Source organism: Flavobacterium sp. NPDC079362 (assembly GCF_050267765.1).
GTDB lineage: Bacteria > Bacteroidota > Bacteroidia > Flavobacteriales > Flavobacteriaceae > Flavobacterium > Flavobacterium azizsancarii.
In genome coordinates this window covers 85,720-108,744 of sequence record NZ_JBNNFM010000001.1, presented here as the reverse complement: position 1 = coordinate 108,744, position 23,025 = coordinate 85,720, and the positions used below count along the sequence as shown (strand labels likewise).

Below are 23,025 nucleotides of genomic sequence, written 5' to 3'. Positions count from 1 at the left end.
ATGTTTGATAAAGTCAAAAAAAACGGCACTGACCTTTTAGGAAAAACCAATAGAATAGTAGAAGGAACCTCAATAATAGGAGATATTGTTTCTAAAGCTGATTTTAGATTAGATGGCGAATTAATTGGAAACTTTACCTCGCAGGGAAAATTGGTTATAGGAGCATCAGGTGTTGTAAAAGGGGAAATTATTTGCAATAATGCGGATATAGAAGGAGAGTTTCAGGGAAAAATTAAAGTACTGGAAATCTTTAATATAAAAGCATCTGCACAGATTCATGGAGAAGTTGCCGTGGGTAAACTTTCTATAGAACCGGGAGCTGATTTTACAGCTACTTGTACCATGCTAACAAATAATAAAGAAGTAACCTTAAAGGATGGAAAAGGAACCGAATAATAAATCAAATAATAAATGGCTGGCATTAATGAATATTCCAATTCAAATGGGAATTATTATATTTTTGTTTTCTTATTTAGGGGTCTGGTTAGATAAAAAATATTCAAACGGAGGTTCTTTATGGACTATAATTCTTTCGTTATTTTCTGTTTTCCTGGCACTTTACAATGTTATCAGACAAGTTAAAAATTTAAATAAATAATGAATAAAACGATCGATTTTCTTAAGTATTTTATCCCTTTTTCAGTTGCATTATTTGTTGCGCAATATTTTGCGATGCAATCATTATCAGAGAAATTAGTTTTTTTTTATTCCGCGTGGAGTATTTATTTGTTTAATATAATAGCTACATTTTTAGTCTATCTTTTTTTAATTTTTGTGCATAAAAATGCTCCTCAATACACAGGTTTTGCTTTTTTGGGAGCCAGTTTTTTTAGAATGATGGCAGCTATTGTATTTTTGATTCCATTAATAAAAGCACATGTTAAAGACCCAATATTTGACCTGAGTACTTTTTTTATACCTTATTTTTTATTTTTACTATTCGAAACCTATTTTACTATTCGGTTAATAAATAAAGGTTAATTGCTTTATTAACAGGAAGATTGGTCTTTAAAAATCTAAATATTAAAAATTACACCCATAAATTTTCAATTTTCAATTTTAAATGTACCTTTGCAAAAAATTTTTGGAACCTAAAATTAGATACAGATTTTATAATGATAATTTCAAATAAACCAGTCCAGTACTTATTAGTTACCTTATTAGCACTTAGTTCGTCGATTAATTTCGCTTCAACCCCTGTTGATAGTGTTTCTGTAAAACATGAAACTGTTGAGTCAACAGAAGCAAGTCATACAGAAGCAGCAGGTCACGGAGAATCTGTTGGTCACGAAATAGAAAAAGAATTTAATGCTAGTGAATTAATCAATTCACATATTGGGGATTCTCACGATTTTCATATTGCTGACTGGAATGGTCACCCTATTTCTTTTAGCCTTCCGGTTATTTTATGGACTAATAATGGATTGGAGATTTTTTCATCTGCAAAATTTCACCACGATAATTCAGGAGAACATGTTGTTGATATTAATGGTCAGAAATTAGTTCGCTATAAAGAAATAATTTTTTATGCTGACAAATTTGAGACAATGACAGCGGATCAGAAAAACACAGGTGCTTTTGCTTTTGATGCAAGACCTTTAGATTTTTCTATCACTAAAAATGTTTTCTCTATGTTGATGTCAGCAATTATTTTGTTTTTCTTATTTTTTGCTGTAGCAAGATCATATAAGAAAAATCCAAAAGCACCAACAGGATTAGCTGGATTTTTAGAGCCACTAGTTACTTATGTTAGAGACGAAATTGCTGTTCCAAATATTGGTGAAAAAAAGGCAGGTAAATATATGCCATACCTTTTGACTATCTTTTTCTTTATCTGGATCAATAACCTTATTGGATTAATTCCATTCTTCCCATTCAGTTCAAACTTAACAGGTAATATCTATTTTACATTTGTAATGGCTTTTATTACTTTTATCGTTACAACTTTAAGCGGAAACAAATCATACTGGGGACATATTTTCAACACACCTGGAGTTCCGGTTTGGTTGGCTCCAATTATGATTCCTGTAGAAATTATCGGAATGTTGACTAAACCATTTGCATTAATGATTCGTTTGTTCGCAAACATTACTGCTGGTCACATTATCATTTTGAGTTTAGTTTCTTTAATCTTCATTTTCAAAAGCATTGCAGTAGGGCCAGTTGCCGGAGCATTTGTTTTGTTCATGAGTGTATTAGAATTATTAGTTGCTGCTTTGCAAGCGTATGTATTTACTTTGCTTTCAGCATTATTTATTGGTCAGGCTGTTGAAGAGCATGATCATCATTAATCAGAGTTTTATTAATTATTAACTATATAAATTTATTATTATGGTATTAGCTGGAATCGGAGCTGGATTAGCTGTAATTGGTGCAGGTCTTGGTATTGGAAAAATTGGTGGTTCTGCAATGGACGCTATTGCTCGTCAACCAGAAGCTGCTGGAAAAATCCAGACTGCTATGATTATTGCTGCTGCACTTATTGAAGGTGTTGCACTTTTCGCAGTAGTTGTTGCGTTAATCACAAACGCATAATTAAAAAAAATTAAACTTCCTGTAGCGGTTGGCTTCAGGAAGTTTTTTCAAAAACGACAAACAATTTTTAAATATATAATGTTATGCAATTAACTTCACCAGAAAGTTTAATTTTTTGGACAACAATTATCTTTATTGTTTTCTTCTTTCTTTTAGCAAAATTTGCTTGGAAACCTATTTTAGGTGCTGTAAAAAGTCGTGAGGAATCTATCAATGAAGCTTTAGCATCAGCTGAAGCAGCTCGTTTAGAAATGCAGAATTTAACTGCTGATAATGAGCGTATCTTGAGAGAAGCTCGTGCAGAGCGTGATGCAATGTTAAAAGAAGCTCGTGAAATGAAAGAGCAAATGATAGCTGAATCTAAAAATGAAGCACAAGAGCAAGGTCAAAAATTAATAGCGCAAGCTAAATTGGCGATAGAAAATGAAAAAAATGCTGCTATGGCAGAATTGAAATTACAAGTTTCAACTTTATCATTAAGCATTGCTGAAAAATTATTGAAAGAGGAATTATCTAACAAAGAATCTCAAACTAAATTAGTAGAGAAGTTGTTAGGTGACGTAAAGTTAAACTAATATTATGGCAAGTACAAGAGCAGCAATTCGTTATGCAAAAGCAATTCTAGACTTAGCAAACTCTAAAGGTATTGCCGAAGCTGTAAATAACGACATGAAATCAATTGCTTCGACAATTGGCGGTAATGAAGAATTGAGTACTTTTATTCAAAGCCCAACTATAAAAGTTGAAGTTAAAGAAAGTGCACTTTTAGAAGTTTTTGCAAATATAAATGGTGTAACTAAAGGTTTATTTCATTTATTATTCGAAAACAAAAGATTCGAGATTCTAGAGGCAATTTCTTTAGAATACAGTAAGTTATTTGATGAAGGTAATGGTACAGAAGTAGCAAAAGTTACAACTGCCATTGCAATGGATGCAGATTTAGAAGCTAAAGTTTTAGCTAAAATCGCAACGTTGTCAGATAAAAAAATAACAATTGAAAATGTAGTAGATCCATCAATTATTGGAGGATTTATTTTAAGAATAGGTGATCAACAATACAATGCTTCTGTTGCAAACAGATTGCAGGTATTAAAAAGAGAGTTAAGTAATTAGTTTTATTACACATAAAAGTGTCTAAATTATAAATTTAAGATGGCGGAAATCAAACCTGCTGAAATTTCAGCAATATTAAGAAAGCAAGTAGAAGGTTTTGAATCTGGTGCTACACTAGAGGAAGTAGGAACTGTACTTCAAGTTGGAGACGGTATTGCTCGTATTTACGGGCTATCTAATGTACAATATGGTGAGTTAGTTGAATTTGATAACGGACTTGAAGCTATTGTATTGAACCTTGAAGAAGACAATGTTGGTGTGGTACTTTTAGGACCATCAACTGGAATTAAAGAAGGTTCAACAGCAAAAAGAACACAACGTATTGCTTCTCTTAAAGTAGGTGAGCAAATGGTAGGACGTGTAGTTAATACTCTTGGTTTTCCAATTGATGGAAAAGGACCAATTGGTGGAGACTTATACGAAATGCCTTTAGAAAGAAAAGCACCTGGTGTTATCTTCCGTCAGCCAGTTACTGAGCCATTGCAAACAGGTATTAAAGCTGTTGATGCTATGATCCCGGTTGGTCGTGGACAACGTGAGCTTGTTATTGGTGACCGTCAAACAGGTAAATCAACTGTTTGTATCGATACAATCTTAAATCAAAAAGAATTTTACGATGCAGGAAAACCTGTATTCTGTATATATGTTGCAATTGGGCAAAAAGCTTCAACTGTAGCAGGAATTGCTAAAATGTTAGAAGAAAAAGGTGCAATGGCTTATACAGTTATTGTTGCAGCTAATGCTTCTGATCCGGCTCCAATGCAAGTTTATGCTCCTTTCGCAGGTGCAGCAATTGGAGAATACTTTAGAGATTCAGGTCGTCCGGCACTTATTGTGTATGATGATTTATCTAAACAAGCTGTTGCTTACCGTGAGGTTTCTCTTTTATTAAGAAGACCACCGGGACGTGAAGCATATCCTGGAGACGTTTTCTACTTACACTCTCGTTTATTAGAGCGTGCTTGTAAAGTAATTGCAGATAATGGAATTGCTAAAAACATGAACGATTTACCAGATTCTCTTAAGTCTATCGTAAAAGGTGGTGGTTCATTAACTGCTTTACCAATTATCGAAACTCAGGCTGGTGACGTTTCTGCATATATCCCAACAAACGTAATTTCGATTACAGATGGTCAGATTTTCCTTGATGGAGATTTGTTCAACTCTGGAGTTCGTCCTGCTATTAACGTAGGTATCTCTGTATCTCGTGTTGGAGGTAATGCACAGATTAAATCAATGAAAAAAGTTTCAGGAACTTTAAAGTTAGACCAGGCTCAATTCCGTGAATTAGAAGCTTTCGCTAAATTTGGTTCTGATCTGGATTCAGTTACTTTAAACGTAATTGAAAAGGGAAAAAGAAACGTTGAGATCTTGAAACAAGGTTTAAATGATCCTTATACAGTAGAAAATCAAGTTGCTATTATTTACGCTGGTTCTAAAAACTTATTAAGAAACGTTCCTGTAAATAAAGTAAAAGAATTTGAAGCTGATTTCTTAGCTTACTTAAACAGTAAACATAAAGATACGCTTAACGCGTTGAAAGCTGGTAAATTAGATGACAACATTACTGACGTTATCGAAAAAGCAGCAAAAGAAATTTCAGCAAAATATATCTAATTAGATAATTGGTAAATTAGATAATTAGAAAATGTCTCAACAGACTTTCTAATTGTCTAATTTTCAAATTGTCACATTTTTTTAATCAACTAAATGGCAAATTTAAAGGAAATCCGTAATAGAATTACTTCCGTTTCATCGACGATGCAAATTACATCGGCTATGAAAATGGTTTCTGCTGCAAAGCTTAAGAAAGCACAAGATGCAATCACTGCAATGCGCCCTTATGCCGAGAAATTAACGGAGTTGTTGCAAAACCTTTCGGCTACACTTGATGGTGAAGTTGGAGGAGATTATACAACACAACGTGAAGTAAAAAAAGTATTGCTTGTTGCTATAACTTCAAATAGAGGTTTATGTGGTGCATTTAATACAAATGTAATTAAAGAGATAAAAAACCGTACTGTATTTTATGCAGGAAAACAAGTAGACGTTTTTGCTATTGGTAAAAAAGGAAATGATGTTTTAAGTAAAACGCACAAAGTACACGGTCATCATAATGCAATCTTTGATCATTTAACTTTTGATAATGTTGGTGGAATTGCTGATAATTTAACTGAGAAGTTTTTATCAGGTGAATATGACAGAATCGAATTGATCTACAATCAATTTAAAAATGCTGCGACACAAATCGTTCAGACAGAGCAGTTTTTGCCATTAGCACCAATTAAATCGGATGTTCCTGTTACTGCAGGAGATTATATTTTCGAGCCTTCAAAAGAGGAAATTATATTGACTTTGATTCCAAAATCATTAAAAACACAATTATACAAAGGTATTCGTGATTCATTTGCTTCAGAACACGGAGCGCGTATGACAGCTATGCACAAAGCAACTGACAACGCAACTGAATTAAGAAACCAATTGAAATTGACATACAATAAAGCACGTCAAGCTGCTATTACAAACGAAATCCTTGAGATCGTTGGTGGAGCAGAAGCTTTAAAAGGATAATTTATTCAAGACATACAAAAAGAGCCGATAAGTAATTATCGGCTCTTTTTATTTATATAGTAGTTTAGTTTTTTTGATTTAAAACTTATAAAATGGTGATCCTCAATTTATCCAAAAACTGAGAATCAGTACCATTTTATAAAATTATTTGACAGATTTATCACCTCTGTAGTGCTTTGTCTTTCATGGGAACAAACTAGCTTTATTAGTCCCAATGCTCTGTTTTTTTGAGGGTTACATTTCAGCAGAATCACTCCCTTTTGCTTTGTCTTTCATGGGAACAAACTAGCTTTATTAGTCCCAATGCTCTGTTTTTTTTGAGGGTTACATTTCAGCAGAATCAATCCCTTTGCTTTGTCTTTCGTGGGAACAAACTAGCTTTATTAGTCCCAATGCTTTGCTTTTTTTAGAAGGGTTGTATTTTAGCTTTACTCATTCCCTTTGATACAAAGTTAGTATAGAAGTGCTTGGAATAGTTTATACAATTTTTTTTCTTTATTATAGATTTCACACTTGTCCTTATGAAAGCATTATATCAGCGACAATGAAAAAAAAATGAGTATTTTTGACGTCTATTTTTTTATTACAATGAATCTACAAATAAAAGAGCTTACTACGATAGAAGCAATGCTGAGTGAAATTGAAACGATGCGATTTCTGTATCCTAATCTATCTGTTGCAAAATATCATGAATATCTTTCTGATATGGTTCCTCATAACTATATACAGATTGCAGTTTTTGATGAAGATGTTTGTATGGGAATTACGGGGTGTTGGTCTGCGACTAAATTATGGACTGGCAAATATCTTGAAATTGATAACTTTGTAGTAAATCCTAATTTTCGTTCTAAAGGAATTGGAAAACTCCTTACAGATTTTATCGAAAAAAAGGCTTTATATCTTGACTGCAGTTCTATAGTTTTAGATGCTTTTACCGGAAATTTTGCTGCTCATCGCTTTTATTACAATCAGGGTTATGAACCAAAGGGTTTTCATTTTGTTAAAATTCTGGACGAAAAAAAACTTACACAATAAAATAACAAGCCAATTTTTTTATTGAACCTACAAAATCAATAATAAACCAAAGAATTGGTTATTTTTGTTTTACAAACTTTATTATACAATTATTTTGGGATTATATAAAAATCTGTTCAAACAAACTGCTATTTACGGACTAGCGACGGTATTACCAAGAATGCTAAGTTTTTTATTGGTAAGATTGTATACTGGTATTTTACCAACTGCAGAATATGGCGAGGTTTCGATCGTTTTGTCATGGATGGTTTTCTTTAATGTGGTTCTTTCATACGGAATGGAAACAGCTTTTTTTAGATTCTACAGTGCCGAGGATGATAAGAAAAATGTAATCGCCACTTCGACGATATCAATCTTTTGGTCGTCAATTATTTTCTTATTTGTAGCCTTGATTTTCAGGAATACACTGGCAAATCTTGCGGAAGTTGATGTACAGTATATTACATACACCGTTTGGATCTTAGTTTTGGATGCTTTGGTTTTGATACCTTTTTCTAAACTTAGAGCCAATCAAAGGCCAATGATGTATGCAGCAATTAAAATAGGAAATGTAGTAATCAACTTATTACTGAATATATTTTTCTTAATTTATTTACCTAAACTTGCAGCTTCACATCCTAATTCGGTTTGGGATAATTTGTATGTTGAGAATTTCCAGATCGCTTATATTTTCATAGCCAATCTGTTGGCCAGTTTAGCTACTTTTATAGTGCTGTCACCAAATTATCTTTCACTTGGAAAAAAATTCGATCCCGTACTTTGGAAAAAAATGATGAAATACGGTTTGCCAATTTTGGTTGCAGGACTGGCGTTTGCTGTTAACGAGCATTTTGATAAAATTCTTCTGGGATATTTGTTACCACAAAATCTTGCAAAATCTGAAGTTGGGGCTTACTCTGCATGTTACAAATTAGGTTTGTTTATGGTTTTGTTTGCAACAGCCTTTAGATTAGGAATAGAACCTTTCTTTTTTAGTCATGCAAAAAATGCAAATGCACCACAAACATATGCTGTAATCACAAAATATTTCGTTATTCTGGGTTCCTTAATTTTATTAGGAGTTATTGTTTTTGCAGATGTTTTAAAATATCTTTTGCTTGACAATAAAGCCTATTGGGAAGCGATGAAAGTAGTACCGCTAATTATATTGGCGAACTTCTTTTTAGGAATTTACAACAACTTGTCGGTTTGGTATAAACTAACAGACAAAACAAAAATTGGAGCTTATATTTCTATTGTCGGAGCCGTTATAACATTGGTTTTAAATTATTTTTTAATTCCAAAATACAGCTACTACGGTTCAGCAATTGCAACGATCTCAGCTTACGGAAGTATGATGTTGATTTCTTATCTTTTAGGAAACAAATACTATCCAATACCCTATGATATGAACAAAATTGGAGCTTATTTGGGAATTTCAATCGTATTTTCGGCTATTTCTTTTTACGGATTTAGAGAGAATTATTTCGTTGGAGTTCCGTTATTATTAGGATTCATGTATTTTGTGTATCACAATGAAAAAGAGACTATCAAAGGAATTATGAATAGAAAGTAGTTTTACTTTTTAATCTTTTAAAATAAAAAATGAAAATACAAATTATCAACAAATCACAGCACGCTTTACCAAACTACGAAACAATTGCTTCGGCAGGAATGGATCTACGTGCCAATTTAACTGAATCAATTACGTTAAAACCATTAGAAAGAACTATTGTAAAAACAGGACTTTTTATTGAATTACCAATTGGTTACGAAGCACAAGTTAGACCAAGAAGTGGATTAGCGGCGAAAAAAGGAGTAACTGTTTTAAATTCTCCCGGAACTGTTGACGCTGATTATAGAGGTGAAATAGGTGTAATTTTAGTAAATTTATCAAATGAAGTTTTTGTAATCGAAAACGGAGAAAGAATTGCACAATTGATTATTGCCAAACACGAAAGAGCAGAATGGATTGAAGTAGAAGAACTTTCTGAAACTTCAAGAGGCGAAGGCGGTTTTGGAAGTACTGGAGTGAAGTAGTCTTCAGTCTCAGTCTCAGAAATCAGTTTTTGCACTTTGCGTTCTTAAAAATGAAATGAATAAACATAGCAAACTTTGCAAATCCCGATAGCTATCAGGATTGCGAACTTTGCGGTTAAATAAAAAAATACAAATGAAAATAATCGTTCCAATGGCGGGTCGAGGATCAAGACTTAGGCCACATACTTTAACTGTTCCAAAACCATTAATTCCTGTTGCGGGAAAATCTATTGTTCATCGTTTAGTCGAAGACATTGCTGAAATATTAAAAGAACCTATCGAAGAAGTTGCTTTTATTTTGGGAGATCCTGCTTTTTTTGGAGATGATCTTGTAACAAGTTTAGAAGAATTGGCAGGAAGCTTAGGAGCAAAAGCTTCGATCTATCGCCAGGATTTACCATTAGGAACGGGTCACGCTATTATGTGTGCAAAAGATTCTTTATCAGGACCGGCAGTTATTGCGTATGCAGATACTTTGATCAGAGCCGATTTTGAATTAGATCCTTCTGCTGATGCTGTAATTTGGGTAAAACAAGTAGAACAGCCGGAAGCATTTGGTGTAGTAAAATTAAACACTAATAATGAAATCGTAGAATTAGTCGAAAAACCAAAGGAATTCGTAAGTGATCTGGCAGTTATCGGAATCTATTATTTTAAAGAAGTTGGCGATTTGAAAAAAGAACTTCAGGGCGTTTTGGATAACAATATCCAGAATGGGGGAGAATATCAAATCAACGACGGAATCAAAGCGATGATGGCGAACGGTAAAGTTTTTAAAACCGGAAGCGTTGACGAATGGATGGATTGCGGAAACAAAGATGTAACCGTTGAAACGAATTCAAGAATGTTAGGGTTTTTACATAATGATGGAGAACATTTAGTAGATTATGATGTTACATTAGAAAACTCAACGATTATTCCTCCTTGTTATATTGGCGAAAATGTAGTGTTGAAAAATGCAACAGTTGGTCCTAATGTATCTATCGGGAAAGGATGTCATGTTATTGACAGTACTATCAAAAACAGTTTAGTACAAACTTATTCTCAAATAAAAAATGCAAATTTAGACAATGCAATGATAGGAAATCACGTTGTTTATGATGGTAAGTTTACCAGTATCAGTATTGGTGATTATTCAGTTTTAGAATAAATGCAAGTTTAAAGAGATTCGTTTTTGTTTAAAGATTAAATTGTAGAGATGATACAAAAAGGAGTTATAGTTATTTTATTTTTCGTTTTGCTTGGCAATCCAATTTCGGTTATGGCACAGACAGAACCGGAAGATATTGCTATGGCGACTGATGAATATCAAGATGCTTTTTATGAATCATTAAAACAAAAAGGAATTGAAAATTATGATAAAGCCATTACCTCATTAGAGAAATGTGTTAAACTAAAACCTAATGATGCCGTTGCTTATTTTGAATTAGGCAAAAATTATCTGTCCTTAAAAGATTATCGGGATGCACAGGACTCGTTTGAAAAAGCGACACAATTAGATCCAAAAAACAAATGGTATTGGTTAGGGATTTACGATGTAAGTTATGAAACCAAGAATTATCCTTTGGCAATTGAGACAATTCAAAAAATAATTGCTTTTGATGAAGAGTATAAAGACGATTTGATTTCGTTGTACATGATCACCAATCAATTTGATAAGGCGTTGGTGACTATCAATGAAATGAATGATAAATTCGGGAAATCAGAAGATCGCGATCGTTATAAATTGCAGATTTTATCTCAGGGAAAGTATCAGAATGCTGAAATAGCTAATTTGACTGATCAGATCAAGCAACATCCAAAAGAAGAATCGAATTATTTGAACCTGATTTTTTTATATTCGAAATCAGAGGAAACCGATAAGGCTTTAGAGGTAATGAAACAATTGGCAAAAGAAATTCCGAACTCTGAATGGGCTCAAGTCAGTATGTTTAAAGTATATCTTGATGCCAACCAGGCTGATAAAGCTATTAAGTCGATGAATATGATTTTGTCAAGCCCAAAAATTGATTTAAAAATAAAGCATCGTACATTGAATGAATTTTTGATTTATGTGAATAAAAATCCGCAATACGCTCCGGATCTAGAAAAAGCAATTGCTTATTTCGATAATGATAAAGAAGTAGATGTTGCAAAAGAAATAGGAAAATTTTATCATAGTAAAGGTCAGTATGAAAATGCAATCAAGTATTATGAGAAAGATTTAAAAGCAAATTCAGATACAGATCGTGAAACCAATTTGTTGTTACTTGAAGTCTATACATTGGCAAAACAATACGAGCCAATGACAAAAAGAGCAATGAATATGATCGAAGTATATCCAAGCCAGCCTCAGTTTTATTATTATGCCGGTTTAGGAAATAATCAGTTAAAACAATTTAAAAACGCAAAAACCGTTTTAGAAATGGGCCTGGATTATGTAGTGGATGATAATACGCTCGAAGCAAATTTTAATATTCAATTAGGAGAGGCTTATAATGGTTTGGGAGATGCTAAGAAAAAAGAGGAATACTTTTTGAAGGCAAATGAGTTATTAAAGAAAAAAAAGTAAATTCAGATGAAAAGATATATAGCATTAGTATTGGTAACTGCTTTTATGGTTTCTTGTAAATCAAAGGCTGTTGCGGTACAAAATAATAACGACACAAAGGAAGTTATTACAAAAGTAGACAGAAAAGCAATTGACAAACATTATGATAATAAGTTAGATTTTTCGACTTTATATATAAAAGCAAGTGCAAAATATGCTGATGAAAAACAAAGCCAAAATGTTACGGCAGATATTAGAATCGAAAAAGACAAACAAATTTTAGTGAGTGTTCGTTTTTTGGGAATTACAATGGCAAAGGCCTTGATAACACCAACATCTGTAAGTTATTATGAAAAAATAAACAGTACTTATTACGATGGTGATTTTAGCAGTTTAAGCAAATGGCTAGGTACTGAATTAGATTATAGTAAAGTTCAGAATTTATTAGTTGGAGAAGCGCTTGATGATTTAAGAAAGGGAAAATATGCGCAAACAATTGTTGAAAACCTTTTTAAACTGGAAGATGAAAAAGAGGCTAGTATAAAAAAATCCTTCTATTTAGATGCGGATAAATATTTAGTGCAAAAAGAAGAGATTTCTCAACCATCAGAAAACAGATTGTTGCAAATTTCATACGCTGACAGCAAAACTTATAATCAGGGAATACTTCCTACGAGTATTGAGATTAGTGCAATTCAGCCAAAAGGAAAAACGAATATTAATTTGAATTACAATACCATTTCGTTTAATGAAGAACTTTCTTTTCCTTATAGTGTGCCAAGTGGTTATAAAAAAGTTATAATTAAGTAAATTTGCAAAAAGAAAATATAAACATGCCAAAATTTCTCCTAAGTCTAATTTTTATATGTGCCACTACATTTATGTGGGCGCAAGATTCGCAACAAGAAAAACTTGAACAGCGTAAAGCTCAGATTCAACAGGAAATTAGAGATAATGAAAAAATGCTGCAGTCTGTAAAGACAAAAGAAAAATCAGCAGTAAATGTTTTTTTGATTCAGGCAAATAAAATTAAACTGAAAGAGAAACTGATTAATACTACAGCAAAACAAGAGAAACTTTTAAGTAATGATATGTATATTAATCAGGTTAAGGTTAATAAACTAAAAAAGGAACTGGAAGTACTAAAAGCAGATTATGCAAAAATGATTTTAAAATCTTATAAAAGCAGATCTGAACAAAGCAGGGCAATGTTTATTTTATCTTCAGAAAGTTTTTTGCAAGCGTATAAAAGAGCACAATATTTAAAACAATATACCAATTTTAGAAAAAATCAAGGTCTTGAAATTCAATCAAAAACAGCGCAATTAGTTGATTATAATTCCAAACTGGATGGACAAAGAAAGGTTAAGAAAAAAATTATTGTTGAAAATGAAAAGGAAAAACAAAGTTTAGAAGTAGAGAAACAAGAACAGCAAAAGATTGTTAACTCTCTTAAGAAAGATAAAAATAAAATTATTGCCGATACAAAATCGAAACAACAGGAATCGAGAAGAATCGATGCTAAAATTAAGGAGCTTATCCGTGAACAAATTAGATTAGCCAATCAAAGAGCCGAAGAAGAAAGACGTAGGAGAATTGCAGAAGGAAAAGCCAGTGAAGCAGAGAAAGCAGAGTCAGCAGCACCTAAAAGTTATTCATCAGATAGAATTACATTAACTCCGGAAGGTAAAATTTTAGCTGCAGATTTTAAAGCAAACAGAGGAAAACTGCCTTGGCCGGTAGAAAAAGGATTTATATCACTTGGTTATGGAGATCAGCCCCATCCGATATATCCAACACTTACTGTTCATAATTCAGGAGTAGAGATTACGACTGAACAAGGAGCAAGTGCACGTGCAGTATTTGAAGGAGTAGTATCAAAAGTTATCGCCTTGTCTCCTGTAAACAGAGCTGTTTTTATTCAGCATGGAGATTACTTTACAGTATATCAAAACCTAAGTCAGGTATCTGTTGAACAAGGTGATAAAGTAAAAGTGAAACAAGTTATTGGAAAAGTAAGAACTAGTGGAGATACAGGAAAAACAATTATTAAGTTTCTGATCCTTCAAAATACATCAAATAACAATCCGGAAGGATGGCTGCAAAACAGATAGTAGAGCATCTAAAAGGTTAAAATATACAATAAGCCAATTGATTTGAGCTTTAAAAAAATCCTTTTCACCAGCATCAAACTGGCGAAAAGGATTTTTTATTTTTTAATTGCTTACGTTATCTGGATTCTGAATTAATGCAGGATTAGAGTCAAGATCATATCGTGGGATCTTAAATAAGAAATTCTTAGAAGGAATAAATTGCAGCGGATTGTTCACATACATATTAATCTTATTGTCATTTCCCCACTTCACATGATTCGAAACATTTTTACCAATACGATTCGTTCTCAATTCATCAAAAAACAAAACACCTTCACCAACAAATTCCCATCCTCTCTCTATGTAAATAGCATCTGCAAAATCTTCTTTGCTTAAACCTGGTGTCAGATCAGGCAAATTTGCCCTGTTTCGTATTCTGTTGATATAAGTATAAGCAGCTGCCGGTCCGTTGATTTCATTCTCTGCTTCGGCATAATCTAACAATACATCAGCATATCGAATTGCATAAGAATTTGTCTGAGGTTTTTTTAATGAGGCAGAACTTTCTGTACGGTCATAAAATTTTAGATTTCCGGGTGAGGCAGTTTTCCATCCTTTAGATCCCGGAAAAAAACCTTTGTCTTCAGGTACAAATTCTATCGTTTGTATAATATGGCTCGAATTTCCTTTTTCAGTTACATTTACACGTGTTAAAAAGCTGCCCTCTTTTCGTGTGTCATCATTACTATAAGAAAGGTAATGTTGTATTGATGGACCAAATCTATGGTACATATAACAGCCAAGAGTAGTTTCGGTTATGTTTACACCAAACATTACATGATTGTTATTGAATTCATTTTCTACAGATCCATATTGGAGTTCAAATACAGATTCCATTCCGTTTTTGTTATTAGTATTCCACCAAAACCAAAGATCTTTAAAATTAGGCTGTAAGTTATATTGACTGGACTGAATTACTTTACCACAATAATCTTTAGATTTCTGGAAATACGATTTATCACCCGTCATGCCACCTCTAGTTAAATATAAATCACCAAGTAAGGCTTGTGCGGCTCCTTTTGATGCTCTCCAGATATTCCCATTTTTATAATCAGATTTCAGAGGTAAATTTTCTTCGGCATATTCCAGATCGGCGATGATATAAGCATACGTTTCATCCGTTGTTTTTCTTGCAATAGCGAGGTTTTTAAGCCCTTCTGTAAAAGTTTCAGGAATAGGGACACCACCATACATACGTACTAAATTATAATAGGTGGCAGCTCTCAGGAAACGGGCTTCTGCAAAATATTGCTTTTTTAAATTCTCGTCCATTTCAACATTTGCGCCTCTGCCAATAACCAGGTTCGCTCTGTTAATGATGTTGTAAGCATCATCCCAATTTGTAATCACCATTTTATCTGAATTATTCATATCAGACCACACATTCCAAAGTTGTGCATCGTCTTTTGCATAAGCCGGAGAACCAAATTCAGTTAATACCTCTAAATACATGATGTATTTATAATAACCATTAAATCCATTTTGATAACCATCATATACACCAACAAGTGCTGTATTTAGTTCTTCGGCATTTTTATAGTAATTGGCCGGAGATAAAAAAGTATACGGTTCTTCGTTTAGGTCTGTGCATTGCGAAAAAAACAATACCGCACAACCTGAAAAGATATATTTTAGAAATTTCATTTTTATATATTTTTAGAATTAAAACTTAGCAGTAAAACCAACAAGCATCGTTTTTACATACGGTGAATTTACACTGCCGCTCTCCGGATTGTATCCTCTGTGATTGGCAATATTGATGTAGTTTTGTGCATTTACATATACATTCAATTGTTTTATCCAGTCACTATGCTTGATTATACTGGACAGATTGTAAGCTAATTTGATGTTTTTAATTACAAAATAATTCCAGTCACCATTGGTACGATTTGAAAGATATACTTCCTGTGCACCAGCTTTTGGAAAATTTCCGTTCGGATTGGTAGGACTCCACATTCTGTCATAAGCATATTGGGTTGGAATGTAGTTTCTGTTCTGAATTTGATTTTCACCAAAAATCATGTAATTATTATCCTCATCAGAAGCAAGACCAGTTGCCCCTTGTCCGTAGATATCCAAAGTCATATTTTTATAACTTAGATTAGTAGAAATTCCATAGAAGAAATCCGGAGAAGTTGATCCGATATTCATATAATCATCATTGTTAATGATTTTATCTCCATTTTTATCAACATACATTTCTTCACCCAGTTTTGCTGTTGGACGAATTTGCTGATAAGCCGTAAGTTGTTCCTGTGTTTTGATAATACCGGCAGATTCACGTGCCCAAACACTATTTACAGGTTGACCTACAATTAGATATTTAGCAATTCCGGCTGATGAACTTCCAATATTAATGCGTTGTACATCCCCATATAAACTTACAATCTCGTTTTTGTTTTTAGAGAAATTGGTACTTACATCCCATTTAAAATCAGAATCGATTATTTGAACTTTCGCCGTAACTTCAAATCCAATATTTTTGACCTCACCAATATTTTGCAGCATACTTGAATAACCTGAAGTCGTAGGAATAGGGACATTATATAATAAATCAGAAGTTTGTCTTTGATAAAAATCTAAATTCAGATCAAACCTTTTCCATAAAGTCAGGTCTATTCCAACATTGTATTGAATATTGCGTTCCCATTTTAAATCCGGATTTCCAATCGTTTCTACAAATCCGAAAATAGGATTGTTTTCATAAACATAATTTGCTTTTACAAGTTTAGACAGTGATTGATAATTACCAATTTCCTGATTTCCGGTAACACCATAACTAGCCCTTAGTTTTAATGCAGTTATTGTAGCATTATCTTTTAAAAACTTTTCTTTGTCAATTCTCCAGCCTAGTCCCACAGAAGGAAAAAATCCCCATTTATTATTATCCCCAAAGCGAGAGGATCCATCATAGCGGCCAGTTAATGTGATGAGATATTTTTCATCATATGCATAAGATGTTCTGGCAGTCCAGGAAATTAGTTTGCTTGAATATTTGTTAGAAGAATTTGTAATACTTCCCCTGTCAGCATAAGTAATATCATTTGCTCCAGTAGCATCATTTTGAAAACCGGATCCCCTGACACCTAAATCTTCATATACATATTCCTGCCATGAATATACCCCGGTTGCCGTAAAACTGTGTTTGTCATTCCAGGTATTAGAATAGCTTAAAATATTATCTGTTAACTGAGAAGTTTGTCTTCTGTAATATTGAGATCCTGTCCCTGTACTGCCGGATCCTATTCCTGCGGTTGATTTTGAGGTATAATATTCGTATTGTTTTTCATTAGAAACATCAACGCCAAAATTGGTATTAAAAGTTACATTTTTGATAGGTTTAAAATGAGCATATACATCCCCCAAAACACGATCAGAAGATGTTTCATTCGTCATTTCTGCTGCTTCTGAAACAGGATTCCAGGTACCTTCAAAGTAAGAACTGATAGAAGGATCTTCTGTAGCATAATGCCAGCTTCCGTCAGGATTTTTAACCGGTATTGTTGGCCATCCGTATCGAAAGATGTCTCCGGTAGGATTATTACGAATGTCCCTTTGCGAACGTCCCACCTGCAAATGAGTTCCTACCGTAAGCCACGGTTTATATTCATGGTTCAGATTCGTCCTAAGAGTCATTTTTTTAAACCCGGAAGCCTCTACAATTCCGTCTTGCGAAAAAATGTTTCCGGAAAGCAAGTAAGTCGTATTGTCTTTACCTCCACTAAAAGACAGAGAATAATTTTGCATTTGAGCCATATTCCTGATGACTTCGTCCTGCCAGTTCACATTGATATTTGGGGCAGGATTGGTAGAAGAGTAAACAGGTTTACCTGTTGAGTTGGTATATGCCGTGTTGATGAAATTGATAAAATTATCCCTGTCCAATGTTTTAGGTAATCGTGTTGGTGTCGAAATACCGCTGGTACCAACAATCTCTAAATTGTTTTGTCCCTTTTTTCCTTTTTTGGTTGTAATAAGAATAACACCATTTGCACCTCTGGAACCATATATCGCTGCAGACGAGGCATCTTTAAGGATCTCCATTGATTCTATATCATTAGAACTAATATCGTTTAGGTTGCTGTTGACCAACGGAAATCCGTCAACAACAATCAAAGGATCATTGCCCGCACTAACAGAACCATTACCACGAATTCTTATTTTAGGAGAAGCGCCGGGAGAAGAATCATTATTAAGAACTGCAACACCAGCAGCGCGACCCTGAACAGCTTCAAGAGGATTTGAACTGGTAACAGTGTTGAGAACATCTCCCTTAATTTGAGTTATAGAACCTGTCAGGTCACTCTTTTTCATTGTTCCGTAGCCAACGACAACAACTTCTTTAAGTTCCGAAACTTCGTCAGCAAGGATAATATTAATAACAGAAGACTGGTCGACGGTTTTCTCGATCGTCATTGACCCTGTAGAACTAAAAATCAAGATACTTCCTGTATTTGCGCTGATAGAATAATTTCCGTCAAAATCAGAGATCGAACTGACCTGAAATCCCTTAATTATAATGTTTGCACCCGGAATTGGAACTCCGTTTGAATCGGTTATTGATCCGGTCACCATTTTGTTCTGCGCAAGACCTGTCCAGTGCATCAAAATGGAAAAGATCAAAATAATCAAATGATTAATTTTGGTTTTCATAAATATAAATTTGGTTAGTTATAGTTAACTAAACTTATTTATATCCTGATCTCTTTGTATCCTGTTCTATCCTGCTAGTTTTGAAGTGTATAAGTGTTTTTGACTACTCTTATGCCAGTAATTTTCCTTTGAGTGGTTGATTTACTGGTTCTTATGTTTGTTGAAATTAAAATATGTTTTTTGCGAAAAAGATGATTTATTTTTATAAAAATAGGTTTTTATTGTCAATAATAAATTTGTCTAATATTCATTTAAAGCTGTTTATTTTATAATTATGACATATAAAGTATTAATATTTTGATTTTAATAGATCAATAAATTAAAAAATAGCCACAAAAAAAGGAGCTTAATTAGCTCCCTTTTTGTAATGAATTATAATTTAATCGTATTGTTCCAGAAAATACTTTAAAACATCAGTTGTAGTTACAATACCTTTAAGTTCCCGTTATCAACTACAGGAAGAGCATGAAATTCTTCTTTTGCAAAAATTTCTGCCAAATCTCTTATAATAGTATCAGACGATACTGTTTTTGGCTTCGTAGTCATTACCTGAGCAATAGTCAGCATATCCAGGATTGCTTCATCAGCACCTTCTTGTCCTTCAAATAAAGCACCAAAAGTCAATCTGTTAATATCAGATCTGCTAATAATACCAATTACATCTTTGCCGCGAAGAATGGGAATGTGGCGAATAGTGTGTTTCTTTAATGTTTCTACTACTTTTCTCAGACCATCATTCTCGTTTACAGTCACAACACTTTTAGTCATTATATGACTTATTGGTTCTCTTTTTTTCATAATTGATACGTTTTAATGTTAAATCAAATATGTAGAATATTTCTCATAAAAAACATGATTTTTGTCATGTCTCCTATGTAATTGGTTTAAGTTTTAATAAGTTTCTTTTTTATGTTTTTATTTAAAAAAAGGATCAAAATTGTAACTTTATAAAAGATAAAACAGATAAGAGTATAAAAATCATCCTTATTGTTCATTTGAAATTGTATCCATTGAAATTTAAAATAGTATTTTTGCAACATGGAAACAAATAGACAGAAAAAAATAGGCGGTGTCATCCAAAAAGATTTGGTTGATATTCTGCAAGGTGAAGTGAGAAAAAACGGAATTAATAATTTGGTAATTTCGGTATCCAAAGTTAGTGTTACTTCAGATTTATCTGTGGCAACAGTTTATTTAAGCATTTTTCCACAAGAGAAAGCCAAGGAAACTTTAGAAGGTATAAAATCAAACAGTACTTTGATCAAACATGATTTATCGCAACGTGTACGTTTGCAATTACGTCGCGTACCAAACCTGGTATTCTTTATAGATGACTCATTAGATTATATTGAAAAAATTGATAACGCTTTATCAAATAGAGAAAACCCAATTGAAAATCGTGATCTTTTAGACAAAAGAAGAAAATTATAAATTGAATTTCCCCCTTTACATAGCCAAACGTTATATTTTTAGCAGAAGTAAAAACAATGCAATAAATATTATCAATCGCATTGCCAGCATGGGAATTATTGTTGGCACGATGGCTTTGTTTGTGGTTTTATCTGTTTTTAGCGGATTAAAGGTCTTTAGTCTTTCATTTACAAATGACATAGATCCTGACCTAAAAATTACCAGTACTTACGGAAAATCATTTTTAATCTCGCCGGAGCAGGAAAATCAGATTAAAAAAATTGATGGCGTTGTTTCGTACACTAAAATTATCGAAGAACGTGTTTTGTTTTTGTTTAAAGACAAACAACAAGTAACATACCTAAAAGGTGTTGACAAAAATTATCCGGTAGTAAACGATATTAAGAAAAAACTTTTTAACGGACAATGGCTAAAACCGGATACTTATCAGGTAGTTATTGGTTACGGAATTTCCAGAGAATTTTCTTTAGGAATACTTGATTTCGAAAATCCATTGCAAATATTTGCACCTAAACCAGGAAAAGGAGCAATCGAAAATCCTGAAGAGGCATTTAATAAAACGGATGTTTTACCGGTTGGAACCTATTCTGTAAGCGAAGATTTAGATTCAAAATATGTCTTTGCAGATTTGGGTTTAGCACAGGAATTATTGATGTACAAGCACAATCAAATCTCAGGAATTGAATTTAAGCTGAAAGATAATGCAGATGAAAATGCTGTTGGTGCTCAACTGAAAACAATTTTTCATAATAAGATCACATTAAAAAACAGAGCACAACTTAATGAGTCTTTGTATAAAATGCTGAACACCGAAAATATAGTGGTTTACCTGATTTTTACTTTGGTAATTATTGTAGCCCTTTTTAATTTAGTTGGAGCTTTGATTATGATGATTTTAGAAAAGAAGGGAAACCTGAAAACTCTTTTTAATCTTGGAACAGAAATCAATAGTCTTCGAAAAATATTCCTGCTTCAGGGAACGATATTAAGTGTTTTTGGAGGTATAACAGGTCTTGTTCTCGGGATTATTTTAGTTCTGTTGCAACAGCATTACGAACTTATTATGCTTACCCCAACTTTAGCTTACCCAGTGGTTTTTAATCTTGAAAACGTCCTTATTGTTATGGGAACCATTGTATCACTTGGTTTTATGGCTTCTTTAATTGCCAGCAGCCGCGTGAGTAAAAAGTTGCTGGATTAATATTTTCTCTTAAAAAATATTACTTATATTTATCCTCTCAAAAAACTACAGATTATGATTGTTTCTGCCTAATCCTATTTTATTTTTCGAATAATTAGGATACTTACGTTTATTTTTCTTCAGTTCAGATCATTGCATCTGGACTAATCTTATCATTTATCCTAATATATCATGACAGAAACTACAATAAAGAAAAGTTTATTTTCTAAAATTTTTACCACTTTAAAACAAGCCATCAAAGGAGATGAATCTTTTGATTATACTATAGGAAGCATCAAAAAAGCAGTTATTCTATTAGCCATTCCCATGGTTTTAGAAATGATGATGGAATCTGTTTTTGCTTTAGTCGATTTATACTTCGTAGGACATTTAGAACATAGCAGTTTTGCCATTCAAACTGTAGGCTTAACAGAGTCTGTGCTTACTATTATTTATTCAGTCGCCATTGGTATGAGTATGGCTGCAACTGCAGTTGTAGCACGACGCATTGGCGAAAAAGATCCTGTTGCTGCTGCAAAGGCAGGAATGCAGGCTATTATAGTTGCATTTTTGATTATTAGCGTAATCAGCATTTTGGGTGTTATTTATGCCAAAGAAATCCTGATTCTCATGGGTGCGTCTGAAGCTGCCGCAGAACATGGATATATGTTTACACAAATTATGATTGGGTCAAGCTTGTGTATCATGCTTTTATTTTTGATCAACGGAATATTTCGTGGAGCCGGAAATGCAGCCATTGCCATGAAAAGTCTATGGCTGGCGAATATTTGTAATATTATTTTATGTCCAATATTAATCAACGGATTTGGACCAATTCCTGCTTTTGGATTAACAGGTGCAGCGATCGCAACTACATTAGGAAGAAGCATTGGAGTATTGTATCAAGTGTATCATTTGTTTTTTGGAAATGGCGCTTTAAAAATTAAACTTTCCTATTTCATTCCCGATTTTGATCAGATAAAAGCATTAATAAAAATAGCAGCTCCGGGAGTTTTGCAGTTTGTAATTGCTTCTTGCAGTTGGATTTTTCTGGCGCAATTAGTAGCCACAACAGGTGGAGATCACGGTTCTGCAGGATATCAGACAGCACTTAGAATTATGATGTTTTTTATTCTTCCGGCTTGGGGATTAAGTAATGCCGCTGCAACATTAGTAGGGCAAAATCTGGGAGCCAAACAAATCGATCGTGCCGAAAAATCAGTTTACACAACAGCCAAATACAATGTCATTTTTATGGCAACGATCATGGTGATTACATTATGTTTTGGCCAGTATATTATTTCGTTTTTTACCAATGATGAATTGGTAAAAACAATCGCAGTCGAAGCGTTACAAATCATGAGTATCGGTTTTATCTTTTACGGAATAGGAATGGTTTTGATCAATACATTTAATGGGGCAGGAGATACCTGGACACCAACCGGAATTAATTTCTTTGGGTTTTGGCTGTTCCAAATTCCGTTAGCCTATGTATTGGCGAAGCATTTTAATATGGGACCAACAGGAGTTTTCATTGCAATTCCGGTTGCAGAAACTGCCATAACACTAGCGAGTATTTTCTTTTATAAAAGAGGAAAATGGAAACGAATTGAAGTCTAATAAAATGATACCGATACTGTAATAAAAAAAAAAATTAATGGAGAACATCGCTTAGTATATAAAGTTTCAGGAACTAAGGGCATAGATCAAAAATGTGTAATCTTATAATGTAGATTTCATTATGATGATTAATAAAATAGAAAAAGACCTTCAAATTTGAAGGTCTTTCTTGTATAAGCATCTTT

Annotated in this window: 21 protein-coding genes; 18 read left to right on the top strand and 3 right to left on the bottom strand. The window is 33.3% G+C overall.

Annotation, left to right across the window (positions count from 1 at the left end; genetic code table 11):
- The 15 genes from ACQKCJ_RS00475 (at position 1) to ACQKCJ_RS00405 (ending at position 13,917) form a co-directional block, all read left to right on the top strand.
- Entirely contained in the window at positions 1-396 is a 396-nt protein-coding gene (locus ACQKCJ_RS00475) for a bactofilin family protein (protein WP_427401123.1), read from the top strand.
- On the top strand, positions 377-598 hold the full coding sequence (locus ACQKCJ_RS00470; protein ID WP_271335064.1) for an AtpZ/AtpI family protein: 222 nt from the start codon (positions 377-379) through the stop codon (positions 596-598). The genes ACQKCJ_RS00475 and ACQKCJ_RS00470 overlap by 20 nt, the downstream gene beginning before the upstream one ends.
- Positions 599-1,115: 517 nt before the next feature.
- Positions 1,116-2,291: a F0F1 ATP synthase subunit A gene (gene atpB, locus ACQKCJ_RS00465; protein WP_271335065.1), complete on the top strand. Its 1,176-nt coding sequence runs from the start codon at positions 1,116-1,118 to the stop codon at positions 2,289-2,291.
- Between the two features lie 40 nt (positions 2,292-2,331).
- Positions 2,332-2,535 carry an ATP synthase F0 subunit C gene (gene atpE, locus ACQKCJ_RS00460; protein WP_039113322.1) on the top strand — a complete coding sequence of 68 codons (204 nt, stop codon included), beginning with the start codon at positions 2,332-2,334 and terminating at the stop codon, positions 2,533-2,535.
- Between the two features lie 83 nt (positions 2,536-2,618).
- The gene (locus ACQKCJ_RS00455) at positions 2,619-3,110 is read left to right on the top strand and encodes a F0F1 ATP synthase subunit B (protein ID WP_271335066.1); all 492 of its coding nucleotides are present in this window, start codon (positions 2,619-2,621) and stop codon (positions 3,108-3,110) included.
- Between the two features lie 4 nt (positions 3,111-3,114).
- Complete coding sequence (atpH, locus tag ACQKCJ_RS00450) at positions 3,115-3,648, top strand: ATP synthase F1 subunit delta (RefSeq protein WP_271335067.1); 534 nt, start codon at positions 3,115-3,117, stop codon at positions 3,646-3,648.
- A gap of 39 nt (positions 3,649-3,687) precedes the next feature.
- Entirely contained in the window at positions 3,688-5,265 is a 1,578-nt protein-coding gene (gene atpA / locus ACQKCJ_RS00445) for a F0F1 ATP synthase subunit alpha (protein WP_271335068.1), read from the top strand.
- A 93-nt stretch (positions 5,266-5,358) separates the two neighbouring features.
- A complete protein-coding gene (atpG, locus tag ACQKCJ_RS00440; RefSeq protein WP_271335069.1) occupies positions 5,359-6,219 on the top strand; it encodes an ATP synthase F1 subunit gamma in 861 nt (286 codons plus the stop codon).
- Positions 6,220-6,807: 588 nt separating this feature from the next.
- Positions 6,808-7,254 (top strand): GNAT family N-acetyltransferase, encoded by a 447-nt coding sequence (locus ACQKCJ_RS00435; RefSeq protein WP_271335070.1) that lies wholly within the window; start codon positions 6,808-6,810, stop codon positions 7,252-7,254.
- A 94-nt stretch (positions 7,255-7,348) separates the two neighbouring features.
- Positions 7,349-8,809 carry a lipopolysaccharide biosynthesis protein gene (locus ACQKCJ_RS00430; protein ID WP_271335139.1) on the top strand — a complete coding sequence of 487 codons (1,461 nt, stop codon included), beginning with the start codon at positions 7,349-7,351 and terminating at the stop codon, positions 8,807-8,809.
- A 29-nt stretch (positions 8,810-8,838) separates the two neighbouring features.
- Positions 8,839-9,273, top strand: a complete 435-nt coding sequence (dut, locus tag ACQKCJ_RS00425; protein WP_041519815.1) for a dUTP diphosphatase — start codon at positions 8,839-8,841, stop codon at positions 9,271-9,273.
- A 133-nt stretch (positions 9,274-9,406) separates the two neighbouring features.
- Positions 9,407-10,423 carry a sugar phosphate nucleotidyltransferase gene (locus tag ACQKCJ_RS00420; protein WP_271335071.1) on the top strand — a complete coding sequence of 339 codons (1,017 nt, stop codon included), beginning with the start codon at positions 9,407-9,409 and terminating at the stop codon, positions 10,421-10,423.
- Positions 10,424-10,471: 48 nt separating this feature from the next.
- Positions 10,472-11,824: a tetratricopeptide repeat protein gene (locus ACQKCJ_RS00415; RefSeq protein ID WP_271335072.1), complete on the top strand. Its 1,353-nt coding sequence runs from the start codon at positions 10,472-10,474 to the stop codon at positions 11,822-11,824.
- A gap of 6 nt (positions 11,825-11,830) precedes the next feature.
- A complete protein-coding gene (locus ACQKCJ_RS00410; protein WP_271335073.1) occupies positions 11,831-12,613 on the top strand; it encodes a DUF4292 domain-containing protein in 783 nt (260 codons plus the stop codon).
- A 23-nt stretch (positions 12,614-12,636) separates the two neighbouring features.
- Positions 12,637-13,917 carry a murein hydrolase activator EnvC family protein gene (locus tag ACQKCJ_RS00405; protein WP_271335074.1) on the top strand — a complete coding sequence of 427 codons (1,281 nt, stop codon included), beginning with the start codon at positions 12,637-12,639 and terminating at the stop codon, positions 13,915-13,917.
- Between the two features lie 102 nt (positions 13,918-14,019).
- Here ACQKCJ_RS00405 and ACQKCJ_RS00400 read toward each other — a convergent pair whose 3' ends face one another.
- From ACQKCJ_RS00400 to ACQKCJ_RS00390, 3 genes are all read right to left on the bottom strand, one after another.
- Positions 14,020-15,600, bottom strand: a complete 1,581-nt coding sequence (locus tag ACQKCJ_RS00400) for a RagB/SusD family nutrient uptake outer membrane protein (RefSeq protein ID WP_271335075.1) — start codon at positions 15,598-15,600, stop codon at positions 14,020-14,022.
- Between the two features lie 18 nt (positions 15,601-15,618).
- Positions 15,619-18,609 (bottom strand): SusC/RagA family TonB-linked outer membrane protein, encoded by a 2,991-nt coding sequence (locus ACQKCJ_RS00395; protein WP_271335076.1) that lies wholly within the window; start codon positions 18,607-18,609, stop codon positions 15,619-15,621.
- 423 nt (positions 18,610-19,032) lie between these two features.
- Entirely contained in the window at positions 19,033-19,407 is a 375-nt protein-coding gene (locus ACQKCJ_RS00390; protein ID WP_271335077.1) for a CBS domain-containing protein, read from the bottom strand.
- 240 nt (positions 19,408-19,647) lie between these two features.
- On the opposite strand from ACQKCJ_RS00390, the gene rbfA reads away from it, so the two are divergent.
- The 3 genes from rbfA to ACQKCJ_RS00375 all read left to right on the top strand — a co-directional run bounded on the left by rbfA (position 19,648) and on the right by ACQKCJ_RS00375 (position 22,840).
- A complete protein-coding gene (gene rbfA / locus ACQKCJ_RS00385; RefSeq protein WP_140503958.1) occupies positions 19,648-20,040 on the top strand; it encodes a 30S ribosome-binding factor RbfA in 393 nt (130 codons plus the stop codon).
- A gap of 1 nt (position 20,041) precedes the next feature.
- Positions 20,042-21,241, top strand: coding sequence for an ABC transporter permease (locus tag ACQKCJ_RS00380; RefSeq protein ID WP_271335078.1), 1,200 nt, complete (start codon positions 20,042-20,044; stop codon positions 21,239-21,241).
- Positions 21,242-21,412: 171 nt separating this feature from the next.
- A complete protein-coding gene (locus tag ACQKCJ_RS00375; RefSeq protein WP_271335079.1) occupies positions 21,413-22,840 on the top strand; it encodes an MATE family efflux transporter in 1,428 nt (475 codons plus the stop codon).
- Positions 22,841-23,025 lie beyond the last annotated feature (185 nt).